This is a genomic window from Niastella caeni, from assembly GCF_004834005.1.
GTDB classification, from domain to species: domain Bacteria; phylum Bacteroidota; class Bacteroidia; order Chitinophagales; family Chitinophagaceae; genus Niastella; species Niastella caeni.
In genome coordinates this window covers 627,937-642,601 of the sequence record NZ_STFF01000001.1, presented here as the reverse complement: position 1 = coordinate 642,601, position 14,665 = coordinate 627,937, and the positions used below count along the sequence as shown (strand labels likewise).

The 14,665-nt window shown below is 43.1% G+C and carries 12 protein-coding genes; 5 read left to right on the top strand and 7 right to left on the bottom strand.

The annotated features are described in order from the left end of the window. Positions 1-160: 160 nt before the first annotated feature. A complete protein-coding gene (gene uvrA, locus FAM09_RS02550) occupies positions 161-2,974 on the top strand; it encodes an excinuclease ABC subunit UvrA (RefSeq protein ID WP_136575505.1) in 2,814 nt (937 codons plus the stop codon). 265 nt (positions 2,975-3,239) lie between these two features. On the opposite strand, the gene FAM09_RS02545 is transcribed toward uvrA, so the two are convergent. Further along, positions 3,240-4,169: a T9SS type A sorting domain-containing protein gene (locus tag FAM09_RS02545; RefSeq protein WP_166437006.1), complete on the bottom strand. Its 930-nt coding sequence runs from the start codon at positions 4,167-4,169 to the stop codon at positions 3,240-3,242. 495 nt (positions 4,170-4,664) lie between these two features. Between FAM09_RS02545 and FAM09_RS02540 the strand changes: the two genes are divergently transcribed. Next, a complete protein-coding gene (locus FAM09_RS02540) occupies positions 4,665-5,156 on the top strand; it encodes a hypothetical protein (protein ID WP_136575503.1) in 492 nt (163 codons plus the stop codon). A 147-nt stretch (positions 5,157-5,303) separates the two neighbouring features. Here the strand turns inward: FAM09_RS02540 and FAM09_RS02535 are convergent, their stop codons facing one another. Both FAM09_RS02535 and FAM09_RS02530 read right to left on the bottom strand, forming a co-directional pair. Further along, complete coding sequence (locus tag FAM09_RS02535) at positions 5,304-5,729, bottom strand: DUF4293 domain-containing protein (protein WP_136575502.1); 426 nt, start codon at positions 5,727-5,729, stop codon at positions 5,304-5,306. A 205-nt stretch (positions 5,730-5,934) separates the two neighbouring features. Further along, entirely contained in the window at positions 5,935-7,215 is a 1,281-nt protein-coding gene (locus FAM09_RS02530) for a serine hydroxymethyltransferase (RefSeq protein WP_208025470.1), read from the bottom strand. 332 nt (positions 7,216-7,547) lie between these two features. Here FAM09_RS02530 and FAM09_RS02525 point away from each other — a divergent pair, with 332 nt between their 5' ends. Both FAM09_RS02525 and FAM09_RS02520 read left to right on the top strand, forming a co-directional pair. Next, positions 7,548-8,546, top strand: a complete 999-nt coding sequence (locus FAM09_RS02525) for a sugar phosphate nucleotidyltransferase (protein ID WP_136575500.1) — start codon at positions 7,548-7,550, stop codon at positions 8,544-8,546. A 145-nt stretch (positions 8,547-8,691) separates the two neighbouring features. After that, on the top strand, positions 8,692-9,108 hold the full coding sequence (locus FAM09_RS02520; RefSeq protein WP_166437005.1) for a carboxypeptidase-like regulatory domain-containing protein: 417 nt from the start codon (positions 8,692-8,694) through the stop codon (positions 9,106-9,108). A gap of 235 nt (positions 9,109-9,343) precedes the next feature. Here the strand turns inward: FAM09_RS02520 and FAM09_RS02515 are convergent, their stop codons facing one another. The 4 genes from FAM09_RS02515 to FAM09_RS02500 all read right to left on the bottom strand — a co-directional run bounded on the left by FAM09_RS02515 (position 9,344) and on the right by FAM09_RS02500 (position 13,352). Beyond that, a complete protein-coding gene (locus FAM09_RS02515; RefSeq protein ID WP_136575498.1) occupies positions 9,344-10,243 on the bottom strand; it encodes a hypothetical protein in 900 nt (299 codons plus the stop codon). Positions 10,244-10,434: 191 nt separating this feature from the next. Next, positions 10,435-10,992, bottom strand: a complete 558-nt coding sequence (thpR, locus tag FAM09_RS02510; RefSeq protein ID WP_136575497.1) for an RNA 2',3'-cyclic phosphodiesterase — start codon at positions 10,990-10,992, stop codon at positions 10,435-10,437. Positions 10,993-11,087: 95 nt separating this feature from the next. After that, entirely contained in the window at positions 11,088-12,404 is a 1,317-nt protein-coding gene (locus FAM09_RS02505) for an ABC transporter permease (RefSeq protein WP_136575496.1), read from the bottom strand. A gap of 12 nt (positions 12,405-12,416) precedes the next feature. Further along, positions 12,417-13,352, bottom strand: a complete 936-nt coding sequence (locus FAM09_RS02500) for an ABC transporter ATP-binding protein (RefSeq protein ID WP_136575495.1) — start codon at positions 13,350-13,352, stop codon at positions 12,417-12,419. A gap of 262 nt (positions 13,353-13,614) precedes the next feature. On the opposite strand from FAM09_RS02500, the gene FAM09_RS02495 reads away from it, so the two are divergent. Continuing rightward, a complete protein-coding gene (locus FAM09_RS02495) occupies positions 13,615-14,613 on the top strand; it encodes a zinc dependent phospholipase C family protein (protein WP_136575494.1) in 999 nt (332 codons plus the stop codon). Positions 14,614-14,665 lie beyond the last annotated feature (52 nt).

The window sequence follows — 14,665 nt, the reverse complement described above, 5'->3', positions numbered from 1 at the left end:
GTTTAGTTTTCGTTTTCGTTGTACAAATTACTAACTAAAGATAGAGACTTTTTCGAAAAAAGCAAACTTTAAGCAATATTTAGATTTTTTTACCCAATAACCGCTAAAGAAACTATTTACTATTAGGTCTGTTATACAATAAATTTGTATTTCTAATATTATGGCAGTATCAACAAAGGCTAATACGTTAGCAAGCACTATGCCTAAAAAGGCTGAAAACATATATATAAAAGGCGCAAGGGTTCATAACTTAAAAGATATATCGGTAGAAATACCCCGTAATAAACTTATTGTGGTCACTGGCGTGTCGGGGTCGGGAAAATCTTCTCTTACCATAGATACTTTATTTGCCGAAGGCCAGCGCCGTTATGCGGAAAGCCTTAGCGCCTATGCGCGCCAGTTTATGGCCCGGATGGTAAAACCCGATGTGGATTATATAAAAGGGTTATGCCCCGCCATAGCTATCGAACAAAAGGTGATCACCCGTACCCCACGCTCTACTGTGGGTAGCATGACGGAGATTTACGATTACTTACGGTTATTGTTCGCCCGTACCGGCAAAACCATTTCGCCTGTTTCGGGCCGGGAGGTAAAAAAGGACGATATAAACGATGTTATTGAGGCCATCGCTAACCGGCCCTCCGGCGATAAAGTGCTTGTGCTGATCCCATTCAAACAACACAAAAACCGCAAACCGCTGGAAGAGCTGAATATCCTGATGCAAAAAGGCTTTTCACGGTTATATAATGGTGAAATTTTGCGCATAGAAGAGCTGATCGATTCGGCCAGCCAAAAAACCGGCGCTGTACCTAAACTAACCGGTGATATTTATGTACTGGTCGACCGGCTCGTGGCCAAAGCATTTGATGAAGACGACCGGCATCGAATGGCCGATTCCATCGGCACCGCTTTTTATGAGGGGGAAGGTGAATTGATGTTGGAAATAAATGGTGCCACCAAACTGCATTTCAGCAACCGCTTCGAACTCGACGGGATGCAGTTTGAAGAACCCGTACCTAATTTATTTTCCTTTAATAACCCGTTTGGCGCCTGCCCAACCTGCGAAGGGTTCAGCCAGGTGCTGGGTATTGATGAAGACCTGGTAATTCCCGACAAGCGGTTAAGCGTATATGAAGGCGCTGTTGCCCCCTGGAAAGGCGAAAAACTGGGCTTGTGGAAAGACCAGTTCATCCGGGGCGCCCGCAAATTCGATTTCCCCGTTCATAAAGCCATCATGGACCTTTCCAAAACACAATATAAAATACTGTGGGAAGGCAATGAATTTGTGAACGGTATCAACGACTTCTTTAAGGAAGTAGAACAAAACCTGTATAAAGTGCAGTACCGTGTGTTGCTGTCGCGCTACCGGGGTAGAACACAATGTACCGATTGTAATGGGTATCGCTTACGTAAAGAAGCGTTGTACGTTAAGGTGGGCGATAAACATATTGGTGAGCTGTGCGAAATGCCGGTAAGCGACCTTACCCAATGGTTCGCCAACCTGCAGTTAAGTGAATACGATAAACAGGTAGGCAAACGTATTTTAATTGAAATAAACCACCGGTTGAAAACGCTGATCGATGTTGGGTTGGGTTATCTTACCCTCAACCGCCTGGCCAATTCATTAAGCGGTGGCGAAAGTCAACGTATTCAGTTAACCCGCTCGCTGGGCAGTAATTTAACCAATTCTTTATATATACTCGATGAACCGTCTATCGGTTTGCATTCGCGCGATACCGAGCGACTGATTAAGGTGTTAAAAGAACTGCGCGACCTGGGCAATACCGTAGTAGTGGTGGAACATGATGAAATGATGATGCGGCAGGCCGATTATATCATCGACATGGGACCGCTGGCTTCGCACCTCGGCGGGGAAGTGGTTGCCCAGGGCGATTATAATGGTATTATTAAAAGCGAAAACAGCCTTACCGGAAAGTACCTGCGCGGCGATCTGAAAATTGAAGCGCCCCGCACCGTTCGCAGATGGAACCGGTCGGTAAGTGTAGAAGGCGCCCGGCAGAACAATCTTAAAAACGTTGACGTTACATTTCCGCTGAACCTCCTGTGCGTGGTAAGCGGCGTGAGCGGCAGCGGTAAAACCACCCTTGTTAAACAGATCCTGTACCCGGCGCTTAAAAAACTGAAGGGTGAACCGGTTGAAAAGACCGGTATGCACAAAGCTGTTACCGGCGATATTGAGTATATATCGCAGATAGAAATGGTAGACCAGAACCCGATCGGTAAATCATCACGCAGCAACCCCGTAACGTATATCAAGGCATGGGATGAAGTGCGCGACCTGTATGCCAAACAACCGCTGAGCAAAATGCGCGGTTTTCAACCCAAGCATTTTTCGTTTAATGTTGATGGTGGCCGCTGCGATACCTGTAAAGGAGAAGGCGAACAGATTGTTGAAATGCAATTCCTGGCCGATGTGCACCTTACGTGTGAGGTATGCGGCGGTAAGAAGTTTAAAGAAGAAGTACTGGAAGTAACCTATAAAGAAAGGAACGTGTATGAGGTGCTGGAGATGAGTGTGGATGAAGCGCTGGAATTCTTTAAAGATGAAAAAGACATCATCAGTAAAATAAAACCCCTGAGCGATGTGGGGTTAGGATATGTAAAGCTCGGTCAGTCGTCAGATACGCTGTCGGGCGGTGAAGCGCAACGCGTAAAGCTGGCTTCTTTCCTGGGCAAGGGTAGGGGGCAGGGGCATATTTTATTCATCTTCGATGAGCCTACTACCGGTTTGCATTTTCACGATATAAAAAAGCTGTTGACCTCTTTCAATGCGCTCATTGAGCAGGGGCATTCCATTTTAGTGATAGAGCATAATACCGACGTTATTAAAAGTGCCGACTGGATCATTGACCTGGGCCCGGAGGCCGGCGTTGGCGGCGGCCAGATCGTATATGCCGGTGTACCGGAAGGGTTGAAGAAAGTGAAGGAGAGTTATACGGGACAGTTTCTGTAAATATTGAATAGTGAATGTCGAATATTGAAACGGAAAAGTGAGTTAATTAGTTATTGAGTTCATGAGATAGTAAGTTAACCTGTGAATTTTAAACTAAAAAACTCAATAACTAACGACCTAAAAAATAAAAAATCCCCCCGGTTCAACCGGAGGGATTTTTTTCATGGAATAATGCTACTCTATAGTAACAAAAAAACGTTTGTACTTGGTATTTATTAGTCGTGTAATGACTCCCTGATTCTACTCATTACAAATCTTGCGCCACTTATTGTTTAACCAGTTTAAAGATCTGCTCAGAAGTATTGGTACTGTTTCTGAATTTCAGGAAATACATGCCTTTAGGTGCAGATGGATCGATAGTGATTGCATTAGCACCAACTATGCGGAAGTTGATCTGTTGACCGCTGGTGTTGAACACTCTAACATTACCTTGCGTATTCAGATCAGCAGAAGTAGCGCCGATCAGTTGAATTTCGCTGTTGAATGGATTCGGGAACACTTTAGTAACAATGCCTGCACCTTTTTTGCTGTTTACGTATACTACTTTCGACAGTTCTTTTTTACCATCTATATCGATCATGTTAAGACGATAGAAATAAGCGCCTGCGCCAGGGAGCGGATCATTAAATGCATATTTAATAGATTCCAGAGAAGTACCCGCAGCTTTTACGGTACCAACCGTTACGAAATTCTTACCATCAGCGCTTCTTTGTACTTCGTATTGGAAGCTGTTTTCTTCTATTGATGAAGTCCAGCTAAGAGTTGCTTCTGTTTCGGTAGCCAGGCGACCCGTGAAAGCAGACAATTTGATGGGCAGCGCACCACCTGCAGCAACGGGATAAGAACAAGTGTAGTGCACACCACCAACGTTAAAATCTATTTCAATATGATCGATAGTTTGGCAATTGTAAGCAACTGTTGCTCCGCCGGTATTAGACAGCTTAGTAAAATTGTTACCATTTAAATCGGGAATTGGCTGACCACCCAACACGCTGGGTTCTATTAATGATACTACTGGAGTATCGGCAGGCGTTGCGGCAGGCCCGCCGCCAATGAACAGTTTGCAATAAGCAGGTGTTACGGGAACAGTGTAATATTTTGCTTCAACTGCAGTTGGACATATAGCAGGGTTTTGAGCTTTTGTAGTGCTGGCCAAGCCCACTAAGGCCATGATTGAGAGGTAAAACTTTTTCATACATACATTTATTAGGTTCAGAAAATAAAATACATTGCTATTCCGATGTTTGATGAACATACGGGTAACGGTTAGTACCAACGATGTTGGACCATTAGGGCTTTAGACAGATAATGGAACAGGGAATAATCAAATACCTAAACCGGTGGGATTCAAATAGGATATGGATTAAAACAAGATGTTTCAAACAGGGAAAATGCAACAGGTAGGAAATTCTAATGATATTGGAAATGGCTACAGCGTCAGGGGGGAAAACCAATCAGATGGTTTGTACGTATAAATCTCTTTATATTTTCTACGGGATGGGATGAACGCGAAATCGAAGGTAATAAAAATAGTTAAATTTCAAAATCATTTGCGAGATTAAATTGTGATTGTGAGTGCGTTGGGAGTTTTACGAGCGGGTTTAACCGATTTTCACTGATAGGGGGGCAACTGTCTTTTAACACTATAAAAGCATTAGAAGCATTACTTTGCAAAAATTATAGCAAACTAATGTATAAAATCATAATTTCTTTGTTGTTGATAATCACTGGTTTTAGTGCTTTTCCTCAATCGGTGGCGGTACCCACGCTCATCAATATGCTCCATTGGACGCCTAACCACATTGATACCACCCTGAAGAAAGATGGGTATTTGTTAATGGAAAAAGATATTGATTCTACCAGTTCTTTATACCAGTATTCCTGGTTCGACAAGCAGGATGATGGCAATGCCGTAGTGCGCTCTTTTGTGCTGATGGAAGCAAAAGTCAGGAACTTATCGAGCAGGTTGATCACGTACCGTACTTATAATAAGGAAGAATATCAACAGATTGCCGGCTGGCTGTTAGAGAATAACTACCATGCCACGGCGAGGTACGATTTTAAAGAAGCGAAGCATACTATATATAGTAATGGTACGGTAACGATCCGCGTAAAAGTGATCACTACCCGGTTGAAGGATGGGAGGAAGTATATTGCTTATGAACTGGAGTTGGGGAAATAGGCAGTAGTTATTCAGTTATTGAGTTATTAAGTTATTAAGTTCGTTAGTCGTGAAAAGGCAAAAAGGCAGTCATGAGGTTTGAAGTAAGATCCCTGAAACCTGAAACATGTAACCTGTAACTGGCAACCGGTGCCTGGTAACCGGCAACTATCTCAACCTATCTAAACTCTTCACCAGCTTCTCATCTCTGCGAATACCCCTGATAGCGAAGAACAATAAAACGGGAATGAAGATGGCGAATATGGCGGTGAGATCGAATGCGCCTTCGTTAGCTACAAACTTTTTTGTTTCTGTAAAGAAGATGACCAGGTTGATGATGGATACCAGCAGTGTTAATAAAACGATGCGTAATTGCATCTTTCTGTTCTTGAACAAAAAGATAGCGATGAGCGATGCAATGCCTACACCTGCTGTTAAGATCAGCAACAGCAAATTGCTTTGGGCCGTTAACGAAGCAAACGTTTTGCTTTGATTTTCCGCGATCATATTACCGCTGTAAAAGGAGAATTTCAAACTGCAAAATGCGGCAGCGGCGGCCAGCAATAACCAAACTGATTGTAGACGTTGGATCATGGGTTAATTATTTGTTAGTCGTAGTAGCCAATGATTTTGACAATGTAACTTATGGTCTTCGAATTAAGCATTGTTACCGGTTACCAGTAGCCGGTTGCCGGGGCCTTACTGCAGTAAGCCGGCGAAAATTGTATTCCCCGGTAACTGGTAACCTGTAACATAATAGCACTAAGTTCTTCATAAGTGCTATTCATCATTGATACTCTTACCCCAGTTCCGGGTACAGCGGAAACTGTTTCATGAAGGCATGCACATCATGCTTCACAGCAGTGATGGTGGCTTCATTATCAGTATCCATTAATATTTTATCGATCAGGCTTACCACTGTTTCCATGTGTCCTTCATTCATGCCCCTGGTAGTAACGGCAGGAACCCCTACGCGGATACCACTGGTAACAAATGGGCTCTTATCGTCGAAAGGCACGGCATTCTTGTTGAGGGTAATGTGTGCTTTATCGAGGGTTTCCTGGGCTTTTTTACCGGTAATGTTCTTGTTACGCAGGTCAATCAACATTAAATGGTTATCGGTACCATTGCTAATGAGGTTATAGCCGCGTTTAACAAACGAAGCAGCCATGGCCTGGGCATTTTTAATGATCTGCTCACCGTATGTTTTGAACTCATCGGTAAGGATCTCGCCAAAAGCTACAGCTTTAGCGGCAATCACATGCTCCAGCGGTCCACCCTGCATACCGGGGAAAACGGCCAGGTCGAGTAGCGCGCTCATTGGGCGGATATTCCCTTTCGGGTCTTTAATGCCCAGCGGGTTATCGAAATCATGGCGCAGCATGATGATACCGCCGCGGGGACCGCGCAATGTTTTATGTGTAGTAGAAGTTACTATATGACAATGATCGAACGGATCGTTCAGCAAACCTTTAGCAATTAAGCCGGCAGGGTGGGCGATATCGGCCATCACCAGGGCGCCGATTTCATCAGCTACGGCCCGGATGCGTTTATAATCCCAGTCACGGCTATAGGCAGATGCGCCGCAAATGATCATTTTGGGCTTTTCCTTTTTGGCAGTGGCTTCCAGTTGATCATAATCAACCAAACCGGTTTCTTTATTAACCCCATAATGCAATGCCTGGTAGTTTTTACCACTGAAGTTGGCAGGGCTGCCATGGGTAAGGTGACCACCCATGCTCAGATCGAGTCCCAGGATCTTATCGCCTGGTTTCAGGCACGCTAAAAATACCGCAACATTCGCCTGGGCGCCTGCATGGGGTTGCACGTTGGCCCAACTGGCATTGAAGATCTTTTTCAGGCGGTCTATGGCCAGTGTCTCAATTTCATCCACTACTTCACAACCACCATAATAGCGTTTGCCGGGATACCCTTCCGCATATTTATTGGTGGGTACAGTGCCCATGGCCTGCATGGTTTGGTAGGAAGTAAAATTTTCGGAAGCAATGAGTTCTATTCCATTTCTTTGACGTTCAAGTTCTTTTCTCAGAAGGTCAAAAACAAGCGTATCTTTTTGCATGGCGCAAATATAAGGCAAGGCAACGAGGCAACAAGGCAAAAAGGCAACAAGGGGGCTGCAAGGCAACCAGCAGTAAATAGGGCATGTTATCCTGTATTCCTCGTTGCCTCGATGCCTCTGTGCCTTTATGCCTTTTTATAACTAACAAACGCTGGTAAAATATTTTTTACTATTTTCACGGCTTTGAAAAAACAAACCACTTGTTTTTCAAGAAACAACCAGTGCTTCAGAGGGCTTGTAAAAAAGAAAGTGGCAGTAGCATTAAACAAAGCCTGGATGTTTCCCTCCGCCAGCTGGCGGACGGGGATGGCTGAAGAACAAATATTTTTCAAATGAAAGCAATCATTCCCGTAGCTGGTGCAGGTACTAAACTGCGACCGCATACGTATACGCAACCAAAGGCACTTATACCCCTGGCCGGCAAAACAATCCTTAGTATTATTGTTGACCAGCTTCGCGAAGGCGGTATAAATGAATTTGTTTTTATAGTAGGATATCTCGGTGATAAAATTCAGGACTACGTAAAAGAAAAATACCCCGAGCTGAAAGCCTGGTTTGTAACCCAGGGCGAACGCCACGGTATTGGCCATGCTATTCAACTTACCAAAGACATTGTGGGCGACGATGAGATCTTCATTGTACTGGGCGATACCATTTGTGAGTATGACATTAAAGAATTGTTGGATATGCCCTGCTCGGCCCTCGGTGTAAAGCGGGTTGATGATCCCCGGGACTTTGGCGTGGTAGAAATGGGCGAAGACGGGTATATTAACCGGGTGGTGGAAAAACCACAGATCCCCAAGTCGAATATGGCCCTGGTAGGTATCTATCGCATCAAAGAAACTTCCTTCTTATTCAACTGCCTTGAAAGCAATATACGCAACCAGGTTATGAGCCGGGGCGAATTCAGTATAACCGATGCCCTGGAATGTATGATACAGCATGGCGCCCGCTTTCAGCCATTTAAGGTGCAGAACTGGTTCGATTGCGGTAAGAAGGATACCCTGCTGGAATCGAACGCTACTTTGCTAAAAAAGTTTGGCGGCATCATTTCTCCCGATCACAATTTTGAGAATACGATCATCATTCCGCCCGTTAGCGTTGCGGAAGGCTGTGATATCAAGAATTCCATTGTGGGTCCCAACGTTACCATTGGCGAACAAACCACTATCAATTATTCAATAATTAAAGATTCTATTATTGGCTCATTTGCAGATCTCTATGATATTGTATTAACTAATTCTCTCATTGGTAGCGATACCGAAGTAAAAGGGGAAAGCCGCAGTTTGAATATCGGCGATAATACGGAGATCGATCTGGGTGAATCTTAATAAATAATTCCGGGGCAAAAGCTGACTTAACTGGGTAAATTCTTTATATTTTAATTACCTTCAGGCAGGGAATGCAACATTATGTACGTGCATAATGTCTTTAGATTTGGTCTCGATGAAAACCCACCTTTTAAACACTAATTTTATGAGAGGTAAAAAAACTTACCTGTTGCTTGCAGTGTTATTGCCTCTTTCTTTGTTAACCAAAGCGAATGGCGATAACGGTAATCGTAAATCGACAGAGCCTGTTATACAAGGATGTGTAGCGGATGCTTCAACGAAAAAGCCTGTACAGGGGGTAACCATTTCTATTTCCACGCCAAAAGGCCAGGAGAAAAAAGAAGTTACCACCGATGCGGCGGGAAACTTCAAAGTTCCCCAAATGCCGGCAGGTGAGGTGATAATAATATTGGAGAAGAAAGGATATAAAACTACCCGCCGCGAAGGGATCATCATTAAAGAAGGCGTTTCCCTCAAAATGAATTTCGATATTACGAATATAAAGCTTGATGATGATGAAAGCGATGTATTTCATCCTTTCCTGCGCATGATGGAAGGATGATGAAAATATAAAAGAATCATTAATAAAAGACCGTCCAGGTTTACCGGACGGTCTTTTCGTTTAATTGGGTTCTATGGTGAATGATCAATGGTGAATTGGTTACCGGTTGCCAGTTTCCGGTTGCCGGGACCTTAGCGCAGAATGCCCGCCAATAATCAGACTGCTATTGGATTGCGCCCCGGTACCTGGTAGCTGGCAACTGGTACTAATCAAAATGTGTATCCGAAACGTTGAATTAGTTGATCTTCATTTCACCATCTTCTTTTTTTATGGCTATCGTCTTAGGCTTAATATACTTTTTGTATTTATCGGCAACTTCGGGCGATTGTTTTTTATCGTTGATGAACAGTTCGCCGTTTTTGTATAGAATGGAGTAATCTTCTTTAGTGTTCAGTAAGCCATCTTTCTCCATAGCATAGATCATTTCCTGGTAGTCTTTCAATGCTGCTTTTGATTTATCGATGTCTGCTCTGGCTTTATCCAGTTCTTTCTTAAGATCTAATTTCTGGAGTTTTAGGTCTTCCTTTACCCGCGCCATTTCCTTTTTGGCGTTTTCCAGTTCTTTCTTCACTTCTTCCTTACTATGTTTTTGCGCTTCTTTCATTTCTTCTTTCCAATCTTCTTTTTCCAGGGCTTCTTTCACCTGTTGTTTTGCTTTTTCTATTTCGCGCTTGATCTCTTCTCTATCAATGTTTTTTACATCAGCCAATGATTTGTCGATGTCACGTTGAATTTTGTCGAAGTCGATCTTTTGCAATGCTTCCTGCACCTGTCGATTGATCTTTTCATAATCAATATTGCGAACGGCGTTCTCAACCTGTTGTTGAATTTTTTCGAGATCTATCTTGCGGATCGACTCTTCCACTTTGCGCTCTATTTCGTTCCAGTCCTTTTCTTTCAACTTGTCGAGGTTTTCCCTGGCATTGTCCAGGTTTTGTAATTCTTTATCCAGGTCGCGGCGGTTGGCATCATCGCGGGTTACTTTATTTCTTTTTTGCGGTAAAGTATCGGCTCCCTGGTTAGCCATAACGCGGTGTTGGAGCGGACCGCCCTCAAAAGCCAGCAGGGTGATAATGCCCGCCAGCGCAAGGATGGACAAGGTACCCCAGCGGGTAAATGGTGATTGCAATTTCATGGTTGTTAATTTTAATAATAGTTAATTACGATGCCTTTCGTATAAAAATACGATGCTTTTCGTAAATTGTTGCACGGGGCGGGAAGATTTTTTAAAAGAGAAGATTTTTTTAACACACAAAAAGTTTGTGAGTTCTTAAGTTAGTAAGTTCATTAGGTGTGTTCAGACTGGATAATTAAGGAACTCAATAACTAATGAACTTCAGAACTATATGAACTAAGAATAGGGAAGCTTGCGACTATTTCCCAAATTTTACCGTTATGCCGCAACAGTGAAATGGCATCGGCGGTAAAAGTTGCTTCGTAAGCTATTGATTGAAAATGTTGCCAGGCTTGCGGAAAATCTTCCTTGGTAAGATCGCGGTTGGCAATGGTAACGTGGGGATGAAAAGGTCGATCTTCTTTTTTTACAGGGAAGCGCCTGCTTTTCAGCAGGGTTGTTTCCAATTGGGTTCTCAATTCTTTTAAGGGGTCATTGGGCAGCACGTTTACATAAATGACCCGGGGCTTAAACGCGGCAAAATTTTTTAATTGAATAGAAAAGCTTTCTTTGCCGGCAGCAAACGACTGCAGGTGATCCTTCATTTCCTGTTGTGCGCTATCGGGCATTTGAAAAGGTGGAATAAGGGTTATATGCGCGGGTGATTTCAAAGCCACTTTACAGTTGAACTGCTGCAGCATATAATTTTTCCATTCCAGTACCTGCTGGTTGATGGTTTCAGGTGTTACTATAGCTATGAAGTAAAGCATAGCTGCAAAGTTCGTGAGTTATTCAGTTCATATGTTATTGAGTTCTTGAATTCCAGTAACTGAAGAACTCAATAACTAAATAACTCAGGAACTTACTAACTCTTTCTCACCGTCCACCTGATCATCTCTTTCCAGGTAACTTTCTTCCCATACATTAAAATGCCGGTGCGGTAAATTTTTCCGGATAACCAGGCAAAGAATATAAAGTTTAACACCAGCAACAGCATGGAAATGATCACCTGGCTTATGGGCACGTTGTACATGAGACGTCCCATCATGACAACAGGCGACGTAAGCGGAAATATGCTGCCAAAAATTGCGAGTGGAGTATTGGGCTCGGTAATGGCTTTCGTCATAATTACAAAGCCCAGAACGATCGGCATCATTACCGGAAATACCATTGCCTGCGCTTCATTCTGATCTTCACTCACTACGCTGCCAATGGCTGCAAATAAAGAGGCATACAACAAATAGCCGCCAATAAAATAAAAGATGAAACTGAAGATGATCAGGCCCCAGGGAACTGAATGAAATCCGATGCGGAAAGCGTCCATTTTGCTTACGTTTTCTGCCATAGCGCCGGCGCCCTGACCGGTCTGGGGGAGCGTGCTCAAATCAAATGAAGGAATAAAGATTGACAGGATGAACTGCAAGCCAACGATCAGAACAATCCAAATGGCAAATTGGGTTAGCCCTACGGCGCCAATGCCAATGATCTTGCCCAACATCAATTGAAATGGTTTTACGGAGCTTACCATTACTTCCGCAATGCGGTTTAATTTTTCTTCCATAACCCCTCGCATTACCATGGTTCCATAGATCAACATGAGCATGTAAATAAGAATACCGCAGACGAATGATACAATGGTTGCAACAGCAGCTACCCCTTTCTTTTCTTCCTTACCATCTACAATTTTATTGTCTATAGATACATCTGATTTGATGGAACGGTACTGCTCACGTGAAATATTGGCCGATTGCAGTCTTTTTTGTTCTATAATACTATTGATCGTTTTTTCAATTTTTCTTTTTTGCTTCATCGCAACCGGCGACTTGCTGAACAATTGAATGTTGCTGACATTTTTGGTAAAATCTTCTATGGGCGGGATGTATAAAAAATAATCATAGCCCAGTTTTTTATACTTTACTTTAAGCGAGTCGGGTGATTGATTGCTAATGAAAACATATTCCGAGCCATCGTCTTTTGCCTTATCAATATTACCATTAAACAAATTGGCCTCATCGATCACGGCAATTTTATTTGTTTCAGGCCCGCCGCTCACGCCAACTGCAATCATGACAGCATAAAACCCAATGATGATGATGGGTACGCCGATGGTCGTAAACAGAAAAGATTTTTTCTTAACCCGTACCAGGTATTCACGTTGTATGACAAGTAATATCTTATTCATTCCAATATCGTATTAAGCAGTTACAGTTTGAAATTGCCGGGTAAGCGGCGTGCCTTCTACCAGTTTTATAAATATTTCGCTCAGCGAAGGGAGTATTTCATGAAAGGAATTAATGCCAACCTGTTGTTGCAGAAAATAATGCAGCACATCATTGGGTTTATATCCTTCATGGATCTTCAATAACAGTTGATGGTCCCTGTTATTACTAATAACTTCAAAAGCCGGTGTGCTGATGTTTTCCGGTATGCTCTCAAGACCGATGGCAAACATGTTTTCCTTGAATTGTTGTTTAACGCCGTTTACCGTTCCATCGAGTATCTTTTGCCCTTTATTGACGAGGATGATGTGGTCGCAAATTTCTTCCACCTGCTCCATGCGGTGGGTACTGAAAATTATGCTGCTGCCATTTTGGGCGAGCTTATAAATTTCATCCTTGATGAGGTTGGTATTAACAGGGTCGAGGCCGCTGAAAGGTTCGTCAAGAATTATGAGTTTGGGATCGTTCAGTACAGTAGTAACGAACTGAAGTTTTTGCTGCATGCCTTTGCTCAGGTCTTCCACTTTCTTGTTCCACCAGCTTTGCATTTCAAATTTAACGAACCAGTGTTTTACGCTTTCCAGGGCGGCTGCCTTGCTCAGTCCTTTTAACTGCGCCAGGTAAATGGCCTGGTCGCCGATCTGCATTTTTTTATATAACCCTTTTTCTTCGGGCATATAACCTATATAGGCGATGTCAGTATCAGGATCAAATTTTTTCCCATCGAATATGATCTCTCCTTCATCGGGGAACAAAATACCGGTGATCATTCTTAAGAGAGTAGTTTTGCCGGCTCCATTGGGACCTAATAAACCAAAGATACTGCCGGGCGCCAGGGAGAAACTAATATCATCTACCGCTTTCTGCGAAGTATAATATTTTTTTAGATGTTTAACTTCCAGTCTGTTCATTGCATGCAAGCTTTTTGATAATATACATATCTAAAACCTGTAAGGTCGCTTGTTAGTGCAACAAACATACATTGCATAGCCCCCGGTATTTCGAGGCAAGCTCTAACAGGTTGAAGTTGTGTGCTGAAACAAGTGCTTTGTCACCTTCGCTAAGGCTTCGGTGGCCATGCAAAAGGTAACGAAACAGTTAATTAGTAGCAAAAAAAACAGATTTATTACAGGCGCGCATTTTATTTATGCAACTTCGCCCAAATTAATCCGTATGAAAAGATTGATAGTAACGGGTAGTGTATTAATAGTGGCAGGCATTGTTTGTAGCAGTTGGGGTTTCCTGGTGCACCGTACCATTCATCAACTGGCCATATATGAATTACCGCCGGCGATGCGGTATTTTTTCCATCGTAATATGAATGAGGTGGTAAAGAATTCGGTACGGCCCGACCAGCGAAGGAATAAAGACAAAACCGAGGCGCCTAAACATTATATTGACCTGGAATTGTATGGCGATAGCGCAGCATGGAAAATGCCTTTGCGCTGGGCGGAAGCTGTAAAGAAATATGGGAAGGACAGTTTAGCGCAATGCGGGTATTTACCTTATTATGTAGTTACCATGAAAGAACGGCTGACGGCCGCTTTCCGCAGTGGCAATAAAGACAGTATTCTTTTTTATGCAACCGACCTGGGCCATTATATTAGTGATGCACATGTGCCATTGCATGTTACTGAAAATTACGATGGACAATTGAGCGGACAGAAAGGTTTGCACAGTTTATGGGAAACGATGGTGCCGGAGATTGAATTAAAGGAATACGATTTGCGCAGCCGGCACAAGGCGCGTTACCTGAAGCATCCTGAAAGAGACATCTGGCGGGCTATCCGGCAGTCGAATAAATTATTAAAAGACGTATTTGCACAGGAAAAGGCAGTCACTAAGTCATTTAGCGACACTGAAAAATACCGGGTGCAAATGCGGAATGGCAGGGAGTATAAGAATTATACATCTTCATTTGCAAAAGCATATAGTGAGCGATTGGGCAACACCATTAATCAGCAGCTCATTAGTTCAGCGAATCTGGTGGCAGACTTCTGGTATACCAGTTGGGTAGATGCCGGTTGTCCGAATTTGAACAAGGGAGTGCAATCACCTGAAAAGAAAAAAGTGAAAAGAGATCTGCAGGAAGAAATGGAGGCGTTTAAAAAGAACCAACTAATAGAGAAGAAATTGTTAATGGCTAAGCAGGACAAGGAAACAGATGAATAACGAATATTGAATATCGAATGTTGAAGTGAAAATACTTCGACATTCGACATTG

What these genes read in the sequence shown, in the direction of transcription:
- FAM09_RS02540 (WP_136575503.1), top strand. Translation starts at nt 4,665, where the DNA reads ATGTATAAAATCATAATTTCTTTGTTGTTGATAATCACTGGTTTTAGT.
- uvrA (WP_136575505.1), top strand. Translation starts at nt 161, where the DNA reads ATGGCAGTATCAACAAAGGCTAATACGTTAGCAAGCACTATGCCTAAA.
- FAM09_RS02525 (WP_136575500.1), top strand. Translation starts at nt 7,548, where the DNA reads ATGAAAGCAATCATTCCCGTAGCTGGTGCAGGTACTAAACTGCGACCG.
- FAM09_RS02515 (WP_136575498.1), bottom strand. Translation starts at nt 10,243, where the DNA reads ATGAAATTGCAATCACCATTTACCCGCTGGGGTACCTTGTCCATCCTT.
- FAM09_RS02530 (WP_208025470.1), bottom strand. Translation starts at nt 7,215, where the DNA reads ATGCAAAAAGATACGCTTGTTTTTGACCTTCTGAGAAAAGAACTTGAA.
- FAM09_RS02500 (WP_136575495.1), bottom strand. Translation starts at nt 13,352, where the DNA reads ATGAACAGACTGGAAGTTAAACATCTAAAAAAATATTATACTTCGCAG.
- FAM09_RS02495 (WP_136575494.1), top strand. Translation starts at nt 13,615, where the DNA reads ATGAAAAGATTGATAGTAACGGGTAGTGTATTAATAGTGGCAGGCATT.
- FAM09_RS02505 (WP_136575496.1), bottom strand. Translation starts at nt 12,404, where the DNA reads ATGAATAAGATATTACTTGTCATACAACGTGAATACCTGGTACGGGTT.
- FAM09_RS02535 (WP_136575502.1), bottom strand. Translation starts at nt 5,729, where the DNA reads ATGATCCAACGTCTACAATCAGTTTGGTTATTGCTGGCCGCCGCTGCC.
- FAM09_RS02545 (WP_166437006.1), bottom strand. Translation starts at nt 4,169, where the DNA reads ATGAAAAAGTTTTACCTCTCAATCATGGCCTTAGTGGGCTTGGCCAGC.
- thpR (WP_136575497.1), bottom strand. Translation starts at nt 10,992, where the DNA reads ATGCTTTACTTCATAGCTATAGTAACACCTGAAACCATCAACCAGCAG.
- FAM09_RS02520 (WP_166437005.1), top strand. Translation starts at nt 8,692, where the DNA reads ATGAGAGGTAAAAAAACTTACCTGTTGCTTGCAGTGTTATTGCCTCTT.